The following is a 15,447-nucleotide window of genomic DNA, read 5'->3' as shown; positions in this document are numbered from 1 at the left end:
AGAGCTTCGGTAGCTGAGAAGAAGCAAGAATATTCATTTGAACAATGGCCTTTGAGCTTCGTCCTGAACTTATCAAATGATAATAGTAGGCGGCGACGAGAGTTGGTACTCGTTATCAAAACCACAGTATAAGAGCATATAGCTCCGTACTTGTTAAGGCTAATTATGTGAGTAATTGGCGAAATAAGGTGGTACCGCGACTGTTTATACAGCCCCGCCCTTATCTTTTTTAAGATAGGGGTGGGGCTTTTTATATTTTAAAGGAGGAATGTAAGATGAGTATTTTTATTGGGGGCGCTTGGCCGTATGCGAATGGTTCATTACATCTTGGCCATATTGCGAGTTTATTACCTGGAGATATTTTAGCACGTTATTACCGGTCAAAAGGTGAGAATGTGTTGTATGTTTCGGGAAGTGATTGTAATGGAACACCGATTGCAATTAGAGCAAAACAAGAAGGTGTGACAGCGAAGGAAATTGCTGATCAGTATCATGAAGAGTTCCAGCGATGTTTTCGTAGCCTTGGTTTTACTTATGATTGCTATACACGTACAGATAGTGAGCACCATCATGAAACGGTTCAAAATGTTTTTTTACGTTTATTAGAAGAAGGACATATTTTTAAAAAAACAGTGGAACAAGCATATTGTGAAACGTGTACGCAGTTTTTACCGGATCGTTATGTAGAAGGAATATGTCCACATTGTCATGAAGCAGCAAGAGGAGATCAATGCGATGCGTGTTCTGCTATTTTAGATCCACTCGATTTGTTAGAAAAGAAATGTAAGTTATGTGGTAGTACACCATCTGTACAGGAAACAGAGCATTTCTATTTCGCATTGCATACATTTCAGGAGCAAATTAAAAGGGCTGTAGAAATTGCCAAGCAAACAGGGACATGGCGCGACAATGCGATTCAACTAACAGAGAGATATGTAAAGGAAGGATTACTAGATAGGGCCGTATCACGTGATTTACCAATTGGGGTACCAATTCCAGTAGAAGGGTATGAAGATAAGAAAATTTACGTATGGATTGAAGCAGTGACAGGCTATTATTCAGCGAGTAAACATTGGGCTGAAGAAACAGGGAAAGATGATCAAGAGTTTTGGGATAGCGAAGCGAAAACATATTATGTGCACGGAAAGGATAATATTCCGTTTCATTCCGTCATTTGGCCAGCGGTATTACTTGGAATAGGGGAGGAAGCAATCCCGCGTCATATCGTTTCGAATGAATATTTAACAGTTGAAAAAAGAAAATTATCTACAAGTAAAAACTGGGCAGTATGGGTGCCTGACATATTAGAACGCTATGATCCAGATTCTATTCGTTACTTTTTAACCGTCAACGCACCAGAAAATCGCGATACTGATTTTTCATGGCGGGAATTTATTTACAGTCATAATAGTGAATTATTAGGTGCATACGGGAACTTTGTGAACCGGACATTAAAGTTTATCGAAAAATATTATGGTGGTATCGTGCCGAAGGGAAGTATTGAAGTAGAGCTGAAAGATAAAGTAGAAGGATTATATAAGCGTGTAGGAGAGGCGATTGAGCAAACTAAATTTAAGGTGGCGCTAGAAACAATATTTGATGCAGTACGTTTTGCAAATAAATACTTTGATGAAAAGCAGCCTTGGAAACAAAGAGAAGATGATCCAGTTTCATGTGAAGAAACGATTTATAACTGTGTGTATCTTATCGCTAATTTTGCAAATCTCCTTGAACCGTTTTTACCATTTTCAAGTGAAAGAGTTCGAAACACATTGTCGATTGTGAAACGAAATTGGGAACCGCAAAATACGTTGCCAAGTAGAATTGATAGCGTACAGCCATTATTTGAGCGAATCGATGTAAAACAAATTGAGCATGAGATAGAGAAGCTGTATGGAGCGGTAAAATGAGATAGAGAAAAAGACCTTTCAAGTAAATGAAAGGTCTTTTGTTATGCAGTATGATTCTCTTTCTTATCTTTCAAAAAGAAAAGTACAGCAAGGATTACAAGAATAATAGCTGCAATATCATACGTTATTTTAAATGTAGTATTAAAGTTTAAGTACTCTACGAAAGGAGTTTTCACTGCTCCTGCATATATACAAACGGGAATGAGAAGTAAATCGTAAAATTTCTTTTCTTTCATATATCTTATTAGGAAGAAGATACACATAATAGCAAAAAATACGATGCTTAAAATAGTCATTTATACCTCCAGATAAATTTACTTATTTTAATTGCAGTTATATCTTTTATATAAATTCTGTATTTTTTCAAGCGCTATGCACGCGATTTTGTTTCCTTTCTTTCCTAGCCGTAAGCAGCTGAGGAGTGAAGATCCCAAATAATATGAAAATAATTCCAATCCACTGGATGAACGTTACGACTTCATGTACAAGTGTAATAGAAGCAATAATAGCAGTTGGTAATTCAGCTGCACCTAATATTGTACCAAGCCCTGTTCCAACCTTTGGTACACCGATTGAAAAACAAATGACAGGTACAACAACGCCGAATAATCCGAGGAAGAAAGCATATTTCCATAGACCGGCTTGCAAAGCACCGTCTGTTAAAAAGGTTGGCGGAAAGAATAGGCATACGATAAGAGTAGCGCTTGTTGTCATAAGGAAGCTTTTCGTATAAGGCGGAACATCCGTAGCGACGCGCCCGCTTGCAAAAACATAGAATGAAAAAGAGACAGCAGCTAATAGTCCAAAGATAATCCCTTTCGTAGAAAAACTTTGTCCGAGGCCTTCAAATACACCACCTGCAAACAATGTACCAGCAAATAAAATAAGGATAGATATAATCTTATCGCGGCTTGGAAATGTTCGATTTGCAATTGCTTCGATAATGACACCAATCCAAGTGAACTGAAAGAGTAGGACGACAGCGATAGATGCGGGTAGTTCTTCTACAGAAATAGCGTAGAAAATCCCGGTCATACTCATTGTTGTTCCGACGGTTAGTAAGGAAAAGAATTGTTTTTTTGTTACTTTATGACGTGAAAAGAAAAGAACGAGTAGAAATAGTCCAATCCATCCGAAGACATATTGTCCCCCTAATAGTTGATGTGCTGAAAATCCATTTATGAATCCGAGTTTGAAAATAGTTGAAAGTATGCCATAGCTGCAAGCACCGAATAAAACGAGCAATGAATATTTAAACTTTTCCATAAAAAATCCTCCTTTTAAGTAATAAAAAACGCCCGCTATCCAAATAAGGATAACGGGCGAACGAAACAGAGTCATATACTCTACAAAATTCCGCCACTCATACGAAGTATGAATTTGGGGTATGAAATTGTAGTAGGTTTTTACATTGCTTTTGGGAATACAATAGAACATTTTACACCTTGAGGCGTGTTTTGTATCCCATAAGGAAACTGATGTTTATCTAATATTTGTTTCACGATATATAATCCAAGACCACTACCTTGTACTAAACCGTGTTTATCAGGGTTTGCGCGATAGAAAGGCTCAAATAAATGAGCAAGTTTATCTTCATCAATTTGTGAACCTGTATTTAATACTTCTAATGCGTAACCATTTGGTTTTTCATAAAGCTTTATATATACGTGCTGATGGTCAATTGTATAATGAATTGCATTTGAAATAATGTTAAAAATAGCAGTTTGAATAAATTTAGGATCAGCTAAAATTTGTACGTCGTGTTTAATATTAGATTGTACATTTAATTGTTTTACAGATACAAAGTAATCTACTTTCTTCATAACATCCTCAATAATATTAGATAAAGAAATGACTTCTAAATTCGGTTTAAATTGAGGGTTTTGTATTTTGGATAATTCCGACATTTTTTCCGTTAATATGTTAATGTCTTGCATCATCTCGTAGGAACGTTTCAAATACTTATCTCTATCTTTATAAGCTCCAATTCCGTGAATCATGCCATCTAGTTGTCCCATAACGGCTGCGATTGGTGTTTTTAATTCATGGGATACCATAGACATAAATTCTTTACGAGATTGTTCTAATTGTTGTTCCTTCTTGAGCTCGTTTCTTAAATCTTGATTGCTTGCATGTAAATTCTTCACAATATTTGGTACTTGTGAAGCAGCTACTTGCAAATTAAAATCTGTTTGATCTGTATTTTTGTTAAGTAGCTTTTTATCTGAGAAATCAAGATTCATAATATCTTTTAAAGCATCGCTCATATATTGAAAAGGTTTGGCAATTAGTTTTGTATAAATTAAAGATCCGAGTAGTGATAATGCAAGCATTGTCGCGCCAATATGTGGAGCTAATTGCTGCAACGCATCTGCTAACTTTGGATTATCATTTGTATCATTTGTTTTACTTGCTGCATTTTGTGTATGTAAGGCATCATTATTAGCGGCTTTCTTTTCTGCTTCTGTAGGCGGATTAGAAGTGCTATTTTTCCCCGAAAGATTTTGTGTATGTTCTTTTGCCTTTGCAGTTTGGCTAGGCTGCAAAAGGTGATTGATAGCTGTAGAAAGAGATTTATAATCTATAATAGAAGATTGAAAATTAGAAATGCTCCCCTCTGACACAGCTTTATTTTGCTTCGTTTTACTTTCGTCGTTTTGCTTATCTGAATTCGCCTGTTCTGTAGTCGGCGTTCCATTTTCTTTCGCAAAACGTTCTTTATCGTAGTTTGAAGCTAGAAAGTAAATAATTTGATAAAGACAAAGTGATAAAAGAATACAAAATAATAAGGTTTTGATGAAAATATTTTTGGTGATGTTGTCTTTGCTACGATTCGATTTTGTAGCCAATGCCTTTCACCGTTTTAATATAAGGAATTCCTAATTTTTTTCTTAAGTTTTTAATATGTGTATCTATAACTCTTACATCACCATAATGTTCATAGCCCCATACCTTATTCAACAAATCACTTCTTGATAATACTTTTCCTCGATTTTGCAGTAAAGTATAAATAATTTCAAATTCTTTTGTTGTCAATTCAATTTGATTACCATGAACATAAGCTGCATATGCTGTAGAGTTTAACATCAATTCATGGAATTGTAGTATAGTTGCAGCTTCTGCTTCCTTCGTTGCTGCCCTTCTTAATACAGCCTCTACACGCTTAATAAATACAGTATAATGGAACGGTTTCGTAATATAGTCATCAATGCCTAACTCAAATCCTTTAATTTCACTTTCTTCATTATGTAAGCCTGTTAACATAATGATTGGTACATCAGATTGTCCTCGCATAATTTTACAAATACTATAGCCATCTATATCTGGTAACATTACATCGAGGAGGACAAGATCGTATGAATTTTTTTGGAAAAGAAGAATACCTTCTGTTCCAGCACCAACTACATCAACTGTAAAGTTTTGTGCCATTAGAAATTCACGAATAAGTTCTTGTATATCTGGGTTGTCTTCAATCACCAGTATATGCGTCATAGTAACACCTCCTAAATAACGCTTTTTACTGCAATATTCGAATTCATCATTTTTCGAGTGACTCAGATTGTTTATACATATAATAAGCCCCCGCTATAAAATAATCATGAAGGTAGCAAGGGGAATAGTTTAGTGTTACTGAATAGTTCAGAATTACAGTAGTTCTATTATAGTATGTATTATAAAATTTATAAAACATTATAACTGTATAATTTTAATATCTACGTTTATCAATGTTTAAATATTAGCTAATCAAATCTATTCCTATTATATATGTAAATACAGTTGTTTTGCTACTGTAAATGAATAAATAAAATAAGCCAAGACATAAAATTCTTGGCTACACATAAATCTTGTTTTTAGGCTATTTTACAGTGACAGTAGCTTGCTGCTGAACGCGCTCAAATAACCAGTGTATATCATTGTTATACATACGAATACAACCAAGTGTTGTCCATTTGCCGATTGCTTGATTATTGTTAGTTCCGTGAATCGCATAAGTTGTTCCGTAAGTTCCTGCCATATTTAATCCGAGCCAACGGTCACCAAGTGGATTACGTGGATCGCCGCCTTTAATTTTGCCTGTATAATAAGGGCGATTTTTAATTTTATTTACGATTTGAAAAGTGCCTTTAGGTGTAGGTGTTGCAGCTTTTCCAGTAGCGACAGTAAAACTTTTTATAAATTTTCCATCCTGATAATAATCCATTTTATTTAACTGAGTGTCTACGATTAATTGATCTTTCGTTGTAGCTGCCTCTGCGCTAGCGAATGGAAGAGTTAAAAATCCTAATGATAATAGTGCGCTTAATAATAATTTTTTCATTGTTATTCTCCTTTTACTATCGTAAGAGTCTTACATACAATGAAGTTGTAATCCTCGTAATGCTTTATTTACATTTTCATCTAATGTTTCAAAGAATGTAGTAATTTTGCTGTTGTGTTTGTTGTTGTTATCAATAAGTAATCTTTCATTTAATAAAAGCTCACCACGTAGTCCAAAACTTTGAACTTGAATATTTAGCTCATCTTCATTTTCAGAGATGATTGGTAAGAAATAATGAAAAGCTTTTGTTGGAATGATGTAGCTTTTGCCAATCATGCTTTCTTGATTTGAATTAATCCATTTTTTCGTGACAATTTTAATATTCTTTTTTGAAACGATAAAAGATAGTGTTGTAGATTTTGTTAAACTTACGTCAAATTCACTTGTTTCACATATTTGTAAATTAAAAACGGTTTCATTTTGATGAGATTCAACATTTGTATTAATAAAATCGTGCATTTTATATGCTTCCATTTCGTATTCACCCTTTTTTCAATTTCGAAAAACGACTTATATTTATTCAAATTAATGCTTAGTCATATATTGGTTAAATTTTTCAACAAATTCCGATATAATCTTACAATACGTATATGAAGCTAATATGAAGTTAGCATGAGTTTGTGATGGTTTTTTATTGAGAACAAAATAAGAGAGGTTTTTTAGTGCTAAAAAATGGATAAAATTTGCATGTTATTAATGCGCCTTTTCGCTATTTCGACTTGAAAAATGATTTTTACTATTTAATAAAGAACGAAAATCATTAGTGTGACCCTTACAAAAATGTAATAAAAATGTAAGCTATTGTGATAGTTATTTCGACAATTTTTTTATACAATAATAGTAAGAAGTTGTACGTGATTGAAAGGAGAGATGACATGGAATGGATTCATGAATTATTTCAGCAATACGGGTACGATGTTGTACTTGTCGGCTTGCTGTTAGAATATATTGCACTTCCGTTTCCGGGAGAGCCAACGTTAGCATATGCGGGATTTTTAGCACATAAGGGTGATTTAAGTTTACCGATTTTAATTATTCTATCCTTTATTGGGACAAGTGTAGGAATGACGATTCAATACTTTTTAGGAAATAAATTAGGTATGCCTTTCATTCAAAAGTATGGGAAATACGTATTTTTAACGCAAAGAAAAATTGACTTAACGAGAATGTGGTTTGATAAGTATGGGTACTTCCTGATTTTTATTGGTTTCTTTATTCCTGGTGTACGTCATTTCACAGGATACTTTGCAGGAATTATTAATTTACCATTTCGTCGTTTTGCCATTACAATTTATTCAGGTGCTCTATTTTGGGTATCATTCTTCTTAATCGGTGGTTACTGGTTAGGTGGAAACTTACATGATATCTTTGGAGTGCTAGAAGGTCATATCGGTAAAATCATTTTTGGAGTTATTGTGATTGTAGCGGTTACGTTAGGTATTCGTTTCCGTAAGCAGTTAAAACGAGTATTACTACAAAACGCAAGTTAATATGAAATCCATTCTATGTCAGAATTTAGGAAGTCAGTGCAAAAGCACTGACTTTTTTATTTTCAAGACTATGTTTAATGCGCATTTTACATTCTTTATAGGAATTTGATACAGGATAAGAAATAAGTATCTTGTCAATTATTATAGTCGTAATGACAATTATAATTGACAAAGATAAGGATATTATTTACAATTTTAATTAAATAAATGAAAAAGAGGGAAGACATGAAGCTTCAAAATCGAGTGAGGGAATTGCGAGCAAAGCATCGTTTATCACAAGGGGATTTAGGGAAAGCGATTGGATCATCACGGCAAACGATTAGTTTAATTGAGCGCGGGGATTATGCACCATCTATCGTATTGTCGTTAAAAATCGCACAAATTTTCAATGTACCGGTGGAAGAAATATTTACGTTAGTAGAGGGGGAAGAGGACGATGAAGAGTAAACGAAAAAAACAATTTGATTCTGTGGGGAAAATAGCATTAAGTATGATGGGTGGCTTTTTAACGTCTTATATAGCTTTAAATTTACTCTCGGATGAACCGAGAAAATTATCATCCAATACATTTATAGGTATATGTACTATTTTTGGAATCTTAATGATGTACTATACTTGGAAGAATACACGTATGTTAGCAGAGGCACGCGATGAAGAAGAGAGCGTACAAGGCAGAAAATTAGGCATTATAAGTATATATTTACGTGTAGGCGATATAGTTACGCAGGCATGGTTTGTATATGCAGTTATTACATGTAGACGTGCACTGTTGCAGGATACAAATGTTTCATTTGCGGTGTGGAATTTAGTAGCTTCTATTGTTTGTTTAACTACTGTAGTAATTATCGGACTTATAACAAAAAATCGTTATAATAAGCTATATCCTGAACAAGGTGTAACGTATATGGAATCTATGAAAATGTGGACGAAAAACGCAGATGAAGGATTAAAGCACATTGTGCATGAGGCTGGATATAAAGCGTATGAATTTACGAATACAATATTGGCATATGTATGGTGGGCTGCCGTTATATATACAGCTGCTAGTGATATCGATTTTGTATTAATTGGCTTAATCTCATTTATTTGGATATTGCATCTCGGGAAGTTCATGTACGAAATGCAAAGAAAAATGATTTATTAAGGGGAGAAAAAGGTGGATATTTTAAGAAGGCCAGCTGGCTCAATGACAGTGGCGCTAATTCTGTCCATTTTATACGGAGTAATCCGAACTGGGAAATTAGAAGTAATTTTGAACTTATGGGCAATAGTTGGAATTTCATTGTTAGTGTTAGCCATTCATGAGCTAGGACATGTAGTATTTGGTGTAATAGGTGGTTTGACATTTAAATTTATGACAGTAGGACCCATTACTATTCAAAAAGAAAAGGGAAAATTACGCATTCGAGAAAATAAATTGTGGGCGTACTTTGGAGGTGTTGCAACACTAGTACCACCTTCTATAGAGACACCGAATCTTTCGAAAAAGTGGGCGTGGCTCACTTTAGGTGGACCGATTACGAGTTTACTATTTGGTATTACTTCCGGTTACATATATATGGTGAGTTATTATCAATATCTTTTATATTTTTCCTTTTTCCATTTTGCAATCTTTGCGGTTACAATTGTGCCGATAAAAGGAATGCTTATGAGTGATGGGATGCAATTTCTTATTTTAATTAAAGATGATGAAAGAGCTAGAAATCACTTATATGAGATTCAAATATCGAGTGAGTTATTTAGTTATAAAAGACCGAAAGATTGGGATGAAAGGTTAGTAGAATTGAGTGAGGAGAAAATAAAAGAGAATAAAGGGATAAGAGAGATAATGAGTAGACTTATGCTCGTCTTTTTTGCTCGTGCAGATCAAGAGGGAATGGAAAGAGCGATACCGTATATAGAACGAATTGTTCAACTACCTGTAACGAAAGAAAATAAGTTTTTCGTTAGTAGTTTTCATAGTTGGTACCTTTTATATAAAGCCCTTTATCAGATGGATAGTCTTTCTTTGCAAGAAGCAAAGGAACATGCAAAGGCTATTACAAAAATGGACCTAAGTGGATATTACCGTACACAAGGAATTATTAGATATGTAGAGGGTAATATGGAAGCGTCCCGTACTTATATGAAGAAAGCCAATCAAGAATTAAAGAGCGCCGAGAAGAGTGAGATGGGATATTTACAAGTAGAAAGAGAATGGTTTGAGCAGCTGAAAGAGAGGGTATCTTACGATGGGTGAGGTATCCTTTTTTTTCTATGTCATCTTATGCCGTTCCATAAACAGCCTAGGACGAGTAAAATGAGATAAGAAGAGCAAAGCTTGGAGGAATTCTAGATGGAAATTTTAACGATTATTTTAATCGTCTTGCTCATTTATGCTGTTTTTAAAGTAGCATATGTAGCATTAAAGATACTCGCGATCTTATTAATTATCTTTTTAATCGTAGAGTTCGGCAGTAAATTGCTTGGTGGATAGGGTATGTTGTGCGTTTTGAGTGTCGAAGGTTGTCGGTAAATCGATATCTTGTGTCGAAGCGTCGATATAATGAAAAAATCGTTGATATAAGTGGAGAAACGATCGATATATTTGAAAAATCGTTGATATATTTTAGTGAATACGAAGTGGGGTATATGGAAAAGAAGTTGCCGTGAGGGCAACTTCTTTTTATCGTGATGCGGGGTATGCAAACCAACATGAAAAAGCTGGAAGAGTATCTTCCAGCTTAAGAGTTACTTTCAATTTGGCGACCGCTATCTTCTTCATTGTCTTGTAATAGGTTGAATACGTCTGCTAGGCAGAATGCAATGAACCAAGTCCATAGACCGTGGAAGAAAGCTGAGCTTAATTGAAGTGGTAATGTATAGTTTGTCATTGAGTAGGAAATACATCCACCAACGATTCCGATCATTGTTAATAACATTGTTTTTTGAGCATTTTCTTCTGGATTAAAGAGGAAGTAAATGTATCCGCCTAAAATTGAAGCGCTTACAAGTGTTTCGATTCCATTAAAGATGATATTCTCTCCAAGCTGAGTGTTTGTCCAGAAGCAGATTGTTCCGCCGATAATAGCAAACAGGACAGCTATTGTATATCGTATATATTGATTCATATGTTCATCTCCTTATGTAATAAGATGATTTGGAAGTCAAAAAGGTAGGTATAGTATATTGAAGTGAGTTTTAATTGTACGTATCTTTTTATAAAAAGATCATTGAAGAGTAACTAAGATGATCGGTTGTTTAAACCGTTACGTGTATGGTGTCTGAAATATACCCGACTGCTCGTTTCTTTTTGCTTGTAAAATAAGAGAAACTTCCAAGTCTATATACTCTTTTTTTGTGAGTCTGCTTTCATTATAACACATTTAGAGACATAATAATAGAATTATCTGATTTTGTAATAAGTGTAAAAAATAAAAAGCGCAAGGAAATACCATTAACGGTGCAGTTTAGTGGAAGAAGGATTTTAATTTATTATGATGAAATATGTAATCAAGGTAAGATCTAAGAAGGAGGCTTAAATACTATAAAAAATGTTTTATAGCATGAATGTAAGGGAGGAGAGCTAACTTGGAGTTCACAACAGAAAGATTAATAATTAGACCTTTTAAGAGTACTGATTTACAGGATGTATTTGCTATTTATAATAGTGATGATACATGTAAGTTCCTATTACATAATAAGTGGACTCATGAAGACATGCAGAAAAGATTTAATAAGAAGATAGCAAATAATGTACTTACTAAAGAAACAATATTAAGTTTGGCAGTTATATACAAAACTAAAGTAGTTGGTGATTTATCCGTATGGTACACAAATATGAAAGACACTGTTGAGATTGGTTATAGTTTTTCAAATGAAGTAGCTGGGAGAGGTTTGGCGACAGAAGCAGTAAGTAGTTTGGTATTGAAATTATTTAATGAATGTAATGTACATCGTATACAGGCTAATCTTGATGCACGTAATACAGCTTCACAAAAATTGTGTGAACGAATAGGTATGAGAAAGGAAGCCCATTTCATACAAGATTTTTGGAATAAAGATGAATGGACAGATAGTATTGTATATGGAATGCTATCCTCCGATTTGTAGTAATAAACTTAGTGATTTTATTATGCTAAAAGGTACGTTAGTTGAATAACAAAGGGCATAACATATTATATATGACTAATATGTTATGCCCTTTAATTTATTAACCTTTTTATATGCGTTTGAAACGGCCGACAATTTCAACTGTTTCAGTAATGTTCATAAATGCTTTGTTATCCACTTGACGGATAATACGTTTCATTTCGCCTAACTCATAGCGAGTCACGACAGTGTAAATCATTTTTTTCTTATGGTTTGTATAGCCGCCGACAGCGTCTACCATTGTCACCCCGCGTATGCCGTGATGTAGTAGTGCGCTTTTTATTTCCTCGCCTTTTTCTGTAATAGTCATTATCGTTAATTTAATATGTTTCGTATGCACAGCGTCGATAACTTTGCTGACTACAAATCGACTAATTAACGTATAAAGTGTAATATCCCATCCGAAAATAAAACCTGCTGCTACAAGTAAGATTAAGTTGAATACAAATATGATTGCTCCAATTGAAACATCTCGATATTTCGCTACAATCAATCCAACAACATCAAAACCACCTGTTGAAGAAGCAAATCGGAATATAATTCCTGAAGCTGCTCCGCAGATGACACCACCGAATACAGAAGAAAGTAAAATATCGTCTGAAACTTGGTGTACCGGGATAATGTTCATCGCTAACGATGATACAGCTACAAAGTAAGCTGTTAAAAAGGTTGTCTTCTTGCCTAAGTAAAAGTGACTTAAAATAAGAAGAGGAATGTTTAGTAAAAAGATAAGTGCACCGATATTGTAGTGCATTAAATAACCGATAATCATCCCTACACCAGCGAATCCACCGCTAATCATATTATGCGGGATAAAAAACATATTCATAGAAATTGCATACAGAATAGAAGCTATAAAAATAACAACCAACTGTATCATAAATTCTAAGTGAAATGTTTTAGCTGCTGGGAAGGATAAAAAGGCGGTGTCGGGAACGTAATCGGCGTCTCCTAGTTGACCCATAGTATGTTTCATCTCCATATTCATTTTTGATTACAAGAAGAGAATAAAGGTTTTTTCAAAAACTGGCAATAGTTTTATTATAATGCAAAAATTTTATAAATTTCTAATAAATCAAGCCTATTCATTGATGTGTGTGAATATGCTAAAGAAAGCGAATACAACGTTTCTTAATTATTGTTTTCTTGAGAAAATATGCAAAATACTTTTTTTGAAAATAAAAGGAAATAGAGAATATTTGCCCGATGTGCTAAAATGACCTTATTAAGGATGTGAAGCGATGGAATTTTTATTGCAGGATGCAATTCTATATATATCGTTTGTAACGACGGCACTTTGTTTATTAGAAGTTTTCTTCCTTGCTAATGTTTCTCGCTTTGTGCGTCAACAAGCATCAAGCGGTAGACAAAGAGCTTTTGCGTTAGTTGATACATGTGAAGATAGTGCGGGAAATGTACCGCTATTTTCTATTTTTTATAAATATGGAATGATTCGTTCTGTACGTAGACAAGAATCAAGTGAAGAGAATGATGAGGTCGGTCCGTATACGCCAATGTTTCGCTAAATAATTACGAAACATTGGAGGAATGAACATGTTAAAATCATACCGAGCTGTGCTCGTTAGTTTATCATTATTATTTGTTTTTGTTTTATCTGGTTGCAGTAATGCGGCCCCAATTGATGCACATAGTACTGGGATTTGGGATCATTATTTTGTATATCCAATCTCGTTTATGATTCAATTTGTTGCTCATCATATACCTGGAGCTAGCTTTGGGATTGCTATCATTATTATGACGCTCGTTATTCGTTCAGCGATGATTCCATTAGCTGTTTCGCAATATCGCAGCCAAGCGAAAATGAAGAAAATGCAACCTGAATTGCAGAAGCTAAAGAAAAAGTACGGTGATGTAAGCAAAGACCTTGAAAAACAAAAGCAGTATCAAAAAGAAATGTCAGAACTAATGAAATCAGGCGGTTGGAATCCACTTGCTGGTTGCTGGCCATTATTAATACAAATGCCGATTTTCTCTGCTTTGTATTATGCGATTAGCAGAACTGAAGAGATTCGCACATCTTCGTTTTTATGGGTGAACCTAGGACATGCAGATCCATATCATATATTACCGATTATTGCAGCGTTAACGACATTTATTCAGATGAAAGTTTTCCAATCGAATATTACACCTGGAGAACAAGTACAGATGCTAAAGATGCAGCAAATTATGATGCCGGCAATGATTCTATTTATGGGGTTTGCGGCGCCATCAGGACTTGTGTTGTACTGGATAACAGGTAACTTATTTACAATGACACAAACAATTGTATTAAGAAAAATAATGGAACGTGAAGAGTTACAATTACAAAAAGCATAGAGAAACACCGCTCATTACGAGCGGTGTTTTTTTGTTAAATCGTTAAGGAAATGTTAAGAAACCGACATTACTATAGGCATTGTATACGAAAGTGTACATGCATTAGAAATATGAAGGAGGAAATTTCCTATGAAGAAGAAAACAGTTGGGTATTTAGCGATTGCAGGTGCTTTATCATTCGGAATCATTGGAGGAGTCGGCATTCCGGCATTCGCGGCAACGAATACTCCAGCAGTGGATCAGCCTGCAAAAACGGCGAAAAAGGATTTGGATGACGCTACAAAACAAAAAGTAAAAACAATTATGGACGATACAAAGAAACAGTTAGAGGAACTAGGTGTAAAGCTTCCAGAGAAAGAGAAGCGTAAAGACATGTTTGCAGGATTAGATGAACAGGCGAAAGAAAAAGCGAAGTCCATTTTAGAGCAAGAGAAGTCTGGTAAATTAACACGAGAACAAGCAAAAGAAGAATTAACAAAATTAGGCGTGAAGTTCCCGGAAAAGGGTAAGCACAAAGAAATGTTTGCGGGATTAGATGAACAGGCGAAAGAAAAAGCGAAATCCATTTTAGAGCAAGAGAAATCTGGAAAATTAACGCATGAGCAAGCAAAAGAGGAATTAACAAAGCTAGGCGTGAAAATGCCGGAGAAAGGTAAACATGGAGACATGTTTGCTAACTTAGATGAACAGACAAAAGAGAAAGCGAAGTCAATTTTAGAGCAAAAGAAATCCGGAAAATTAACGCATGAGCAAGCAAAAGAGGAATTAACAAAATTAGGTGTGAAACTTCCAGAGAAAGAGAAGCATGAAGACATCTTTGCTGGATTAGATGAAGCAACAAAAACAAAAGCAAAAGCGATTTTAGACAACGAAAAGAAACAATTAGACGCATTGAATGTTGATTTACCGCACCATAAGTTTTTTATGAAAAAAGAAGATAAATAATTGATTTATGTATCTTTCGTGTGGGCAACCGGAAGGTACGTGCGAGGACCGATTTCTGTCAGCAGAAATCGGTCCCTTTTAATGATTCAATAAAATTCTTTTCATTGTTAGTATGTATCCGAAGATGCAGTAGAAGATTACAAAACCGATAAACACTTCCGTATATTGATATTTACCCAATACGTAGAAGGAAACAGCTGGTATAATAGCTACCGCTAAAATGCTATAACCAGGATACTTGTGCCGATGCATGATAGCGAATAGAATAGAGAGAAACGTAGCAATGATACAAAAGACAGCAATCATTATTGGTGCA

General features: G+C 34.6%; 19 protein-coding genes and 1 other annotated feature (1 of these 20 only partly in view). Of the genes, 10 read left to right on the top strand and 9 right to left on the bottom strand.

The window, feature by feature from the left end:
- Window positions 1–225, top strand: a binding site (T-box leader); it begins 46 nt to the left of the window's first position.
- 50 nt (window positions 226–275) lie between these two features.
- The gene (gene metG / locus V7S45_RS24985; protein ID WP_089607705.1) at window positions 276–1,910 is read left to right on the top strand and encodes a methionine--tRNA ligase; all 1,635 of its coding nucleotides are present in this window, start codon (window positions 276–278) and stop codon (window positions 1,908–1,910) included.
- A 41-nt stretch (window positions 1,911–1,951) separates the two neighbouring features.
- Here metG and V7S45_RS24980 read toward each other — a convergent pair whose 3' ends face one another.
- From V7S45_RS24980 to V7S45_RS24955, 6 genes are all read right to left on the bottom strand, one after another.
- Window positions 1,952–2,206 (bottom strand): hypothetical protein, encoded by a 255-nt coding sequence (locus V7S45_RS24980; RefSeq protein WP_000154129.1) that lies wholly within the window; start codon window positions 2,204–2,206, stop codon window positions 1,952–1,954.
- Window positions 2,207–2,273: 67 nt separating this feature from the next.
- Window positions 2,274–3,176, bottom strand: coding sequence for a DMT family transporter (locus tag V7S45_RS24975; protein ID WP_342761540.1), 903 nt, complete (start codon window positions 3,174–3,176; stop codon window positions 2,274–2,276).
- Between the two features lie 140 nt (window positions 3,177–3,316).
- Window positions 3,317–4,759, bottom strand: a complete 1,443-nt coding sequence (locus tag V7S45_RS24970; RefSeq protein ID WP_088346122.1) for a HAMP domain-containing sensor histidine kinase — start codon at window positions 4,757–4,759, stop codon at window positions 3,317–3,319.
- The gene (locus V7S45_RS24965) at window positions 4,737–5,402 is read right to left on the bottom strand and encodes a response regulator transcription factor (protein WP_000148833.1); all 666 of its coding nucleotides are present in this window, start codon (window positions 5,400–5,402) and stop codon (window positions 4,737–4,739) included. Before V7S45_RS24965 ends, V7S45_RS24970 begins: the two co-directional genes overlap by 23 nt.
- A 364-nt stretch (window positions 5,403–5,766) precedes the next feature.
- Complete coding sequence (locus V7S45_RS24960; RefSeq protein ID WP_000735058.1) at window positions 5,767–6,228, bottom strand: L,D-transpeptidase; 462 nt, start codon at window positions 6,226–6,228, stop codon at window positions 5,767–5,769.
- Between the two features lie 30 nt (window positions 6,229–6,258).
- Window positions 6,259–6,702 carry a DUF3978 family protein gene (locus V7S45_RS24955; RefSeq protein WP_000388769.1) on the bottom strand — a complete coding sequence of 148 codons (444 nt, stop codon included), beginning with the start codon at window positions 6,700–6,702 and terminating at the stop codon, window positions 6,259–6,261.
- Window positions 6,703–7,103: 401 nt separating this feature from the next.
- Here V7S45_RS24955 and V7S45_RS24950 point away from each other — a divergent pair, with 401 nt between their 5' ends.
- From V7S45_RS24950 to V7S45_RS24930, 5 genes are all read left to right on the top strand, one after another.
- On the top strand, window positions 7,104–7,718 hold the full coding sequence (locus V7S45_RS24950) for a DedA family protein (protein WP_342761539.1): 615 nt from the start codon (window positions 7,104–7,106) through the stop codon (window positions 7,716–7,718).
- Window positions 7,719–7,943: 225 nt separating this feature from the next.
- Window positions 7,944–8,165 carry a helix-turn-helix transcriptional regulator gene (locus V7S45_RS24945; RefSeq protein ID WP_000776168.1) on the top strand — a complete coding sequence of 74 codons (222 nt, stop codon included), beginning with the start codon at window positions 7,944–7,946 and terminating at the stop codon, window positions 8,163–8,165.
- Entirely contained in the window at window positions 8,155–8,862 is a 708-nt protein-coding gene (locus tag V7S45_RS24940) for a DUF3169 family protein (protein WP_000837717.1), read from the top strand. Before V7S45_RS24945 ends, V7S45_RS24940 begins: the two co-directional genes overlap by 11 nt.
- A gap of 42 nt (window positions 8,863–8,904) precedes the next feature.
- Complete coding sequence (locus tag V7S45_RS24935) at window positions 8,905–9,957, top strand: hypothetical protein (protein WP_257116105.1); 1,053 nt, start codon at window positions 8,905–8,907, stop codon at window positions 9,955–9,957.
- A gap of 96 nt (window positions 9,958–10,053) precedes the next feature.
- Window positions 10,054–10,194: a DUF3985 family protein gene (locus tag V7S45_RS24930; protein ID WP_000404782.1), complete on the top strand. Its 141-nt coding sequence runs from the start codon at window positions 10,054–10,056 to the stop codon at window positions 10,192–10,194.
- Window positions 10,195–10,441: 247 nt separating this feature from the next.
- Here the strand turns inward: V7S45_RS24930 and V7S45_RS24925 are convergent, their stop codons facing one another.
- Window positions 10,442–10,828 carry a DUF3938 domain-containing protein gene (locus tag V7S45_RS24925; RefSeq protein ID WP_001077773.1) on the bottom strand — a complete coding sequence of 129 codons (387 nt, stop codon included), beginning with the start codon at window positions 10,826–10,828 and terminating at the stop codon, window positions 10,442–10,444.
- A gap of 460 nt (window positions 10,829–11,288) precedes the next feature.
- On the opposite strand from V7S45_RS24925, the gene V7S45_RS24920 reads away from it, so the two are divergent.
- A complete protein-coding gene (locus V7S45_RS24920; RefSeq protein WP_000397300.1) occupies window positions 11,289–11,810 on the top strand; it encodes a GNAT family protein in 522 nt (173 codons plus the stop codon).
- A gap of 109 nt (window positions 11,811–11,919) precedes the next feature.
- Here the strand turns inward: V7S45_RS24920 and V7S45_RS24915 are convergent, their stop codons facing one another.
- Window positions 11,920–12,813, bottom strand: coding sequence for a YitT family protein (locus V7S45_RS24915; protein WP_000530044.1), 894 nt, complete (start codon window positions 12,811–12,813; stop codon window positions 11,920–11,922).
- Window positions 12,814–13,090: 277 nt separating this feature from the next.
- Between V7S45_RS24915 and V7S45_RS24910 the strand changes: the two genes are divergently transcribed.
- The 3 genes from V7S45_RS24910 (at window position 13,091) to V7S45_RS24900 (ending at window position 15,131) form a co-directional block, all read left to right on the top strand.
- Complete coding sequence (locus V7S45_RS24910) at window positions 13,091–13,375, top strand: hypothetical protein (protein ID WP_000394930.1); 285 nt, start codon at window positions 13,091–13,093, stop codon at window positions 13,373–13,375.
- 28 nt (window positions 13,376–13,403) lie between these two features.
- On the top strand, window positions 13,404–14,186 hold the full coding sequence (gene yidC, locus V7S45_RS24905) for a membrane protein insertase YidC (RefSeq protein ID WP_000920524.1): 783 nt from the start codon (window positions 13,404–13,406) through the stop codon (window positions 14,184–14,186).
- A gap of 129 nt (window positions 14,187–14,315) precedes the next feature.
- Window positions 14,316–15,131 carry a hypothetical protein gene (locus V7S45_RS24900; protein WP_342761538.1) on the top strand — a complete coding sequence of 272 codons (816 nt, stop codon included), beginning with the start codon at window positions 14,316–14,318 and terminating at the stop codon, window positions 15,129–15,131.
- Window positions 15,132–15,209: 78 nt separating this feature from the next.
- Here the strand turns inward: V7S45_RS24900 and V7S45_RS24895 are convergent, their stop codons facing one another.
- A complete protein-coding gene (locus V7S45_RS24895) occupies window positions 15,210–15,437 on the bottom strand; it encodes a hypothetical protein (RefSeq protein WP_089607704.1) in 228 nt (75 codons plus the stop codon).
- Window positions 15,438–15,447 lie beyond the last annotated feature (10 nt).

It is taken from the genome of Bacillus sp. BR3(2024) (assembly GCF_039134555.1).
In the GTDB taxonomy this organism is placed as follows: domain Bacteria; phylum Bacillota; class Bacilli; order Bacillales; family Bacillaceae_G; genus Bacillus_A; species Bacillus_A cereus.
Note: the sequence above shows the minus strand (reverse complement) of the source record. Positions and strands in the feature narration are given on the sequence as shown.

Coding starts and splice junctions, on each gene's coding strand:
- metG (WP_089607705.1), top strand. CDS start 276: ATGAGTATTTTTATTGGGGGCGCTTGGCCGTATGCGAATGGTTCATTA.
- V7S45_RS24980 (WP_000154129.1), bottom strand. CDS start 2,206: ATGACTATTTTAAGCATCGTATTTTTTGCTATTATGTGTATCTTCTTC.
- V7S45_RS24975 (WP_342761540.1), bottom strand. CDS start 3,176: ATGGAAAAGTTTAAATATTCATTGCTCGTTTTATTCGGTGCTTGCAGC.
- V7S45_RS24965 (WP_000148833.1), bottom strand. CDS start 5,402: ATGACGCATATACTGGTGATTGAAGACAACCCAGATATACAAGAACTT.
- V7S45_RS24960 (WP_000735058.1), bottom strand. CDS start 6,228: ATGAAAAAATTATTATTAAGCGCACTATTATCATTAGGATTTTTAACT.
- V7S45_RS24955 (WP_000388769.1), bottom strand. CDS start 6,702: ATGGAAGCATATAAAATGCACGATTTTATTAATACAAATGTTGAATCT.
- V7S45_RS24950 (WP_342761539.1), top strand. CDS start 7,104: ATGGAATGGATTCATGAATTATTTCAGCAATACGGGTACGATGTTGTA.
- V7S45_RS24945 (WP_000776168.1), top strand. CDS start 7,944: ATGAAGCTTCAAAATCGAGTGAGGGAATTGCGAGCAAAGCATCGTTTA.
- V7S45_RS24940 (WP_000837717.1), top strand. CDS start 8,155: ATGAAGAGTAAACGAAAAAAACAATTTGATTCTGTGGGGAAAATAGCA.
- V7S45_RS24935 (WP_257116105.1), top strand. CDS start 8,905: ATGACAGTGGCGCTAATTCTGTCCATTTTATACGGAGTAATCCGAACT.
- V7S45_RS24930 (WP_000404782.1), top strand. CDS start 10,054: ATGGAAATTTTAACGATTATTTTAATCGTCTTGCTCATTTATGCTGTT.
- V7S45_RS24925 (WP_001077773.1), bottom strand. CDS start 10,828: ATGAATCAATATATACGATATACAATAGCTGTCCTGTTTGCTATTATC.
- V7S45_RS24915 (WP_000530044.1), bottom strand. CDS start 12,813: ATGGGTCAACTAGGAGACGCCGATTACGTTCCCGACACCGCCTTTTTA.
- V7S45_RS24910 (WP_000394930.1), top strand. CDS start 13,091: ATGGAATTTTTATTGCAGGATGCAATTCTATATATATCGTTTGTAACG.
- yidC (WP_000920524.1), top strand. CDS start 13,404: ATGTTAAAATCATACCGAGCTGTGCTCGTTAGTTTATCATTATTATTT.
- V7S45_RS24900 (WP_342761538.1), top strand. CDS start 14,316: ATGAAGAAGAAAACAGTTGGGTATTTAGCGATTGCAGGTGCTTTATCA.
- V7S45_RS24895 (WP_089607704.1), bottom strand. CDS start 15,437: ATGATTGCTGTCTTTTGTATCATTGCTACGTTTCTCTCTATTCTATTC.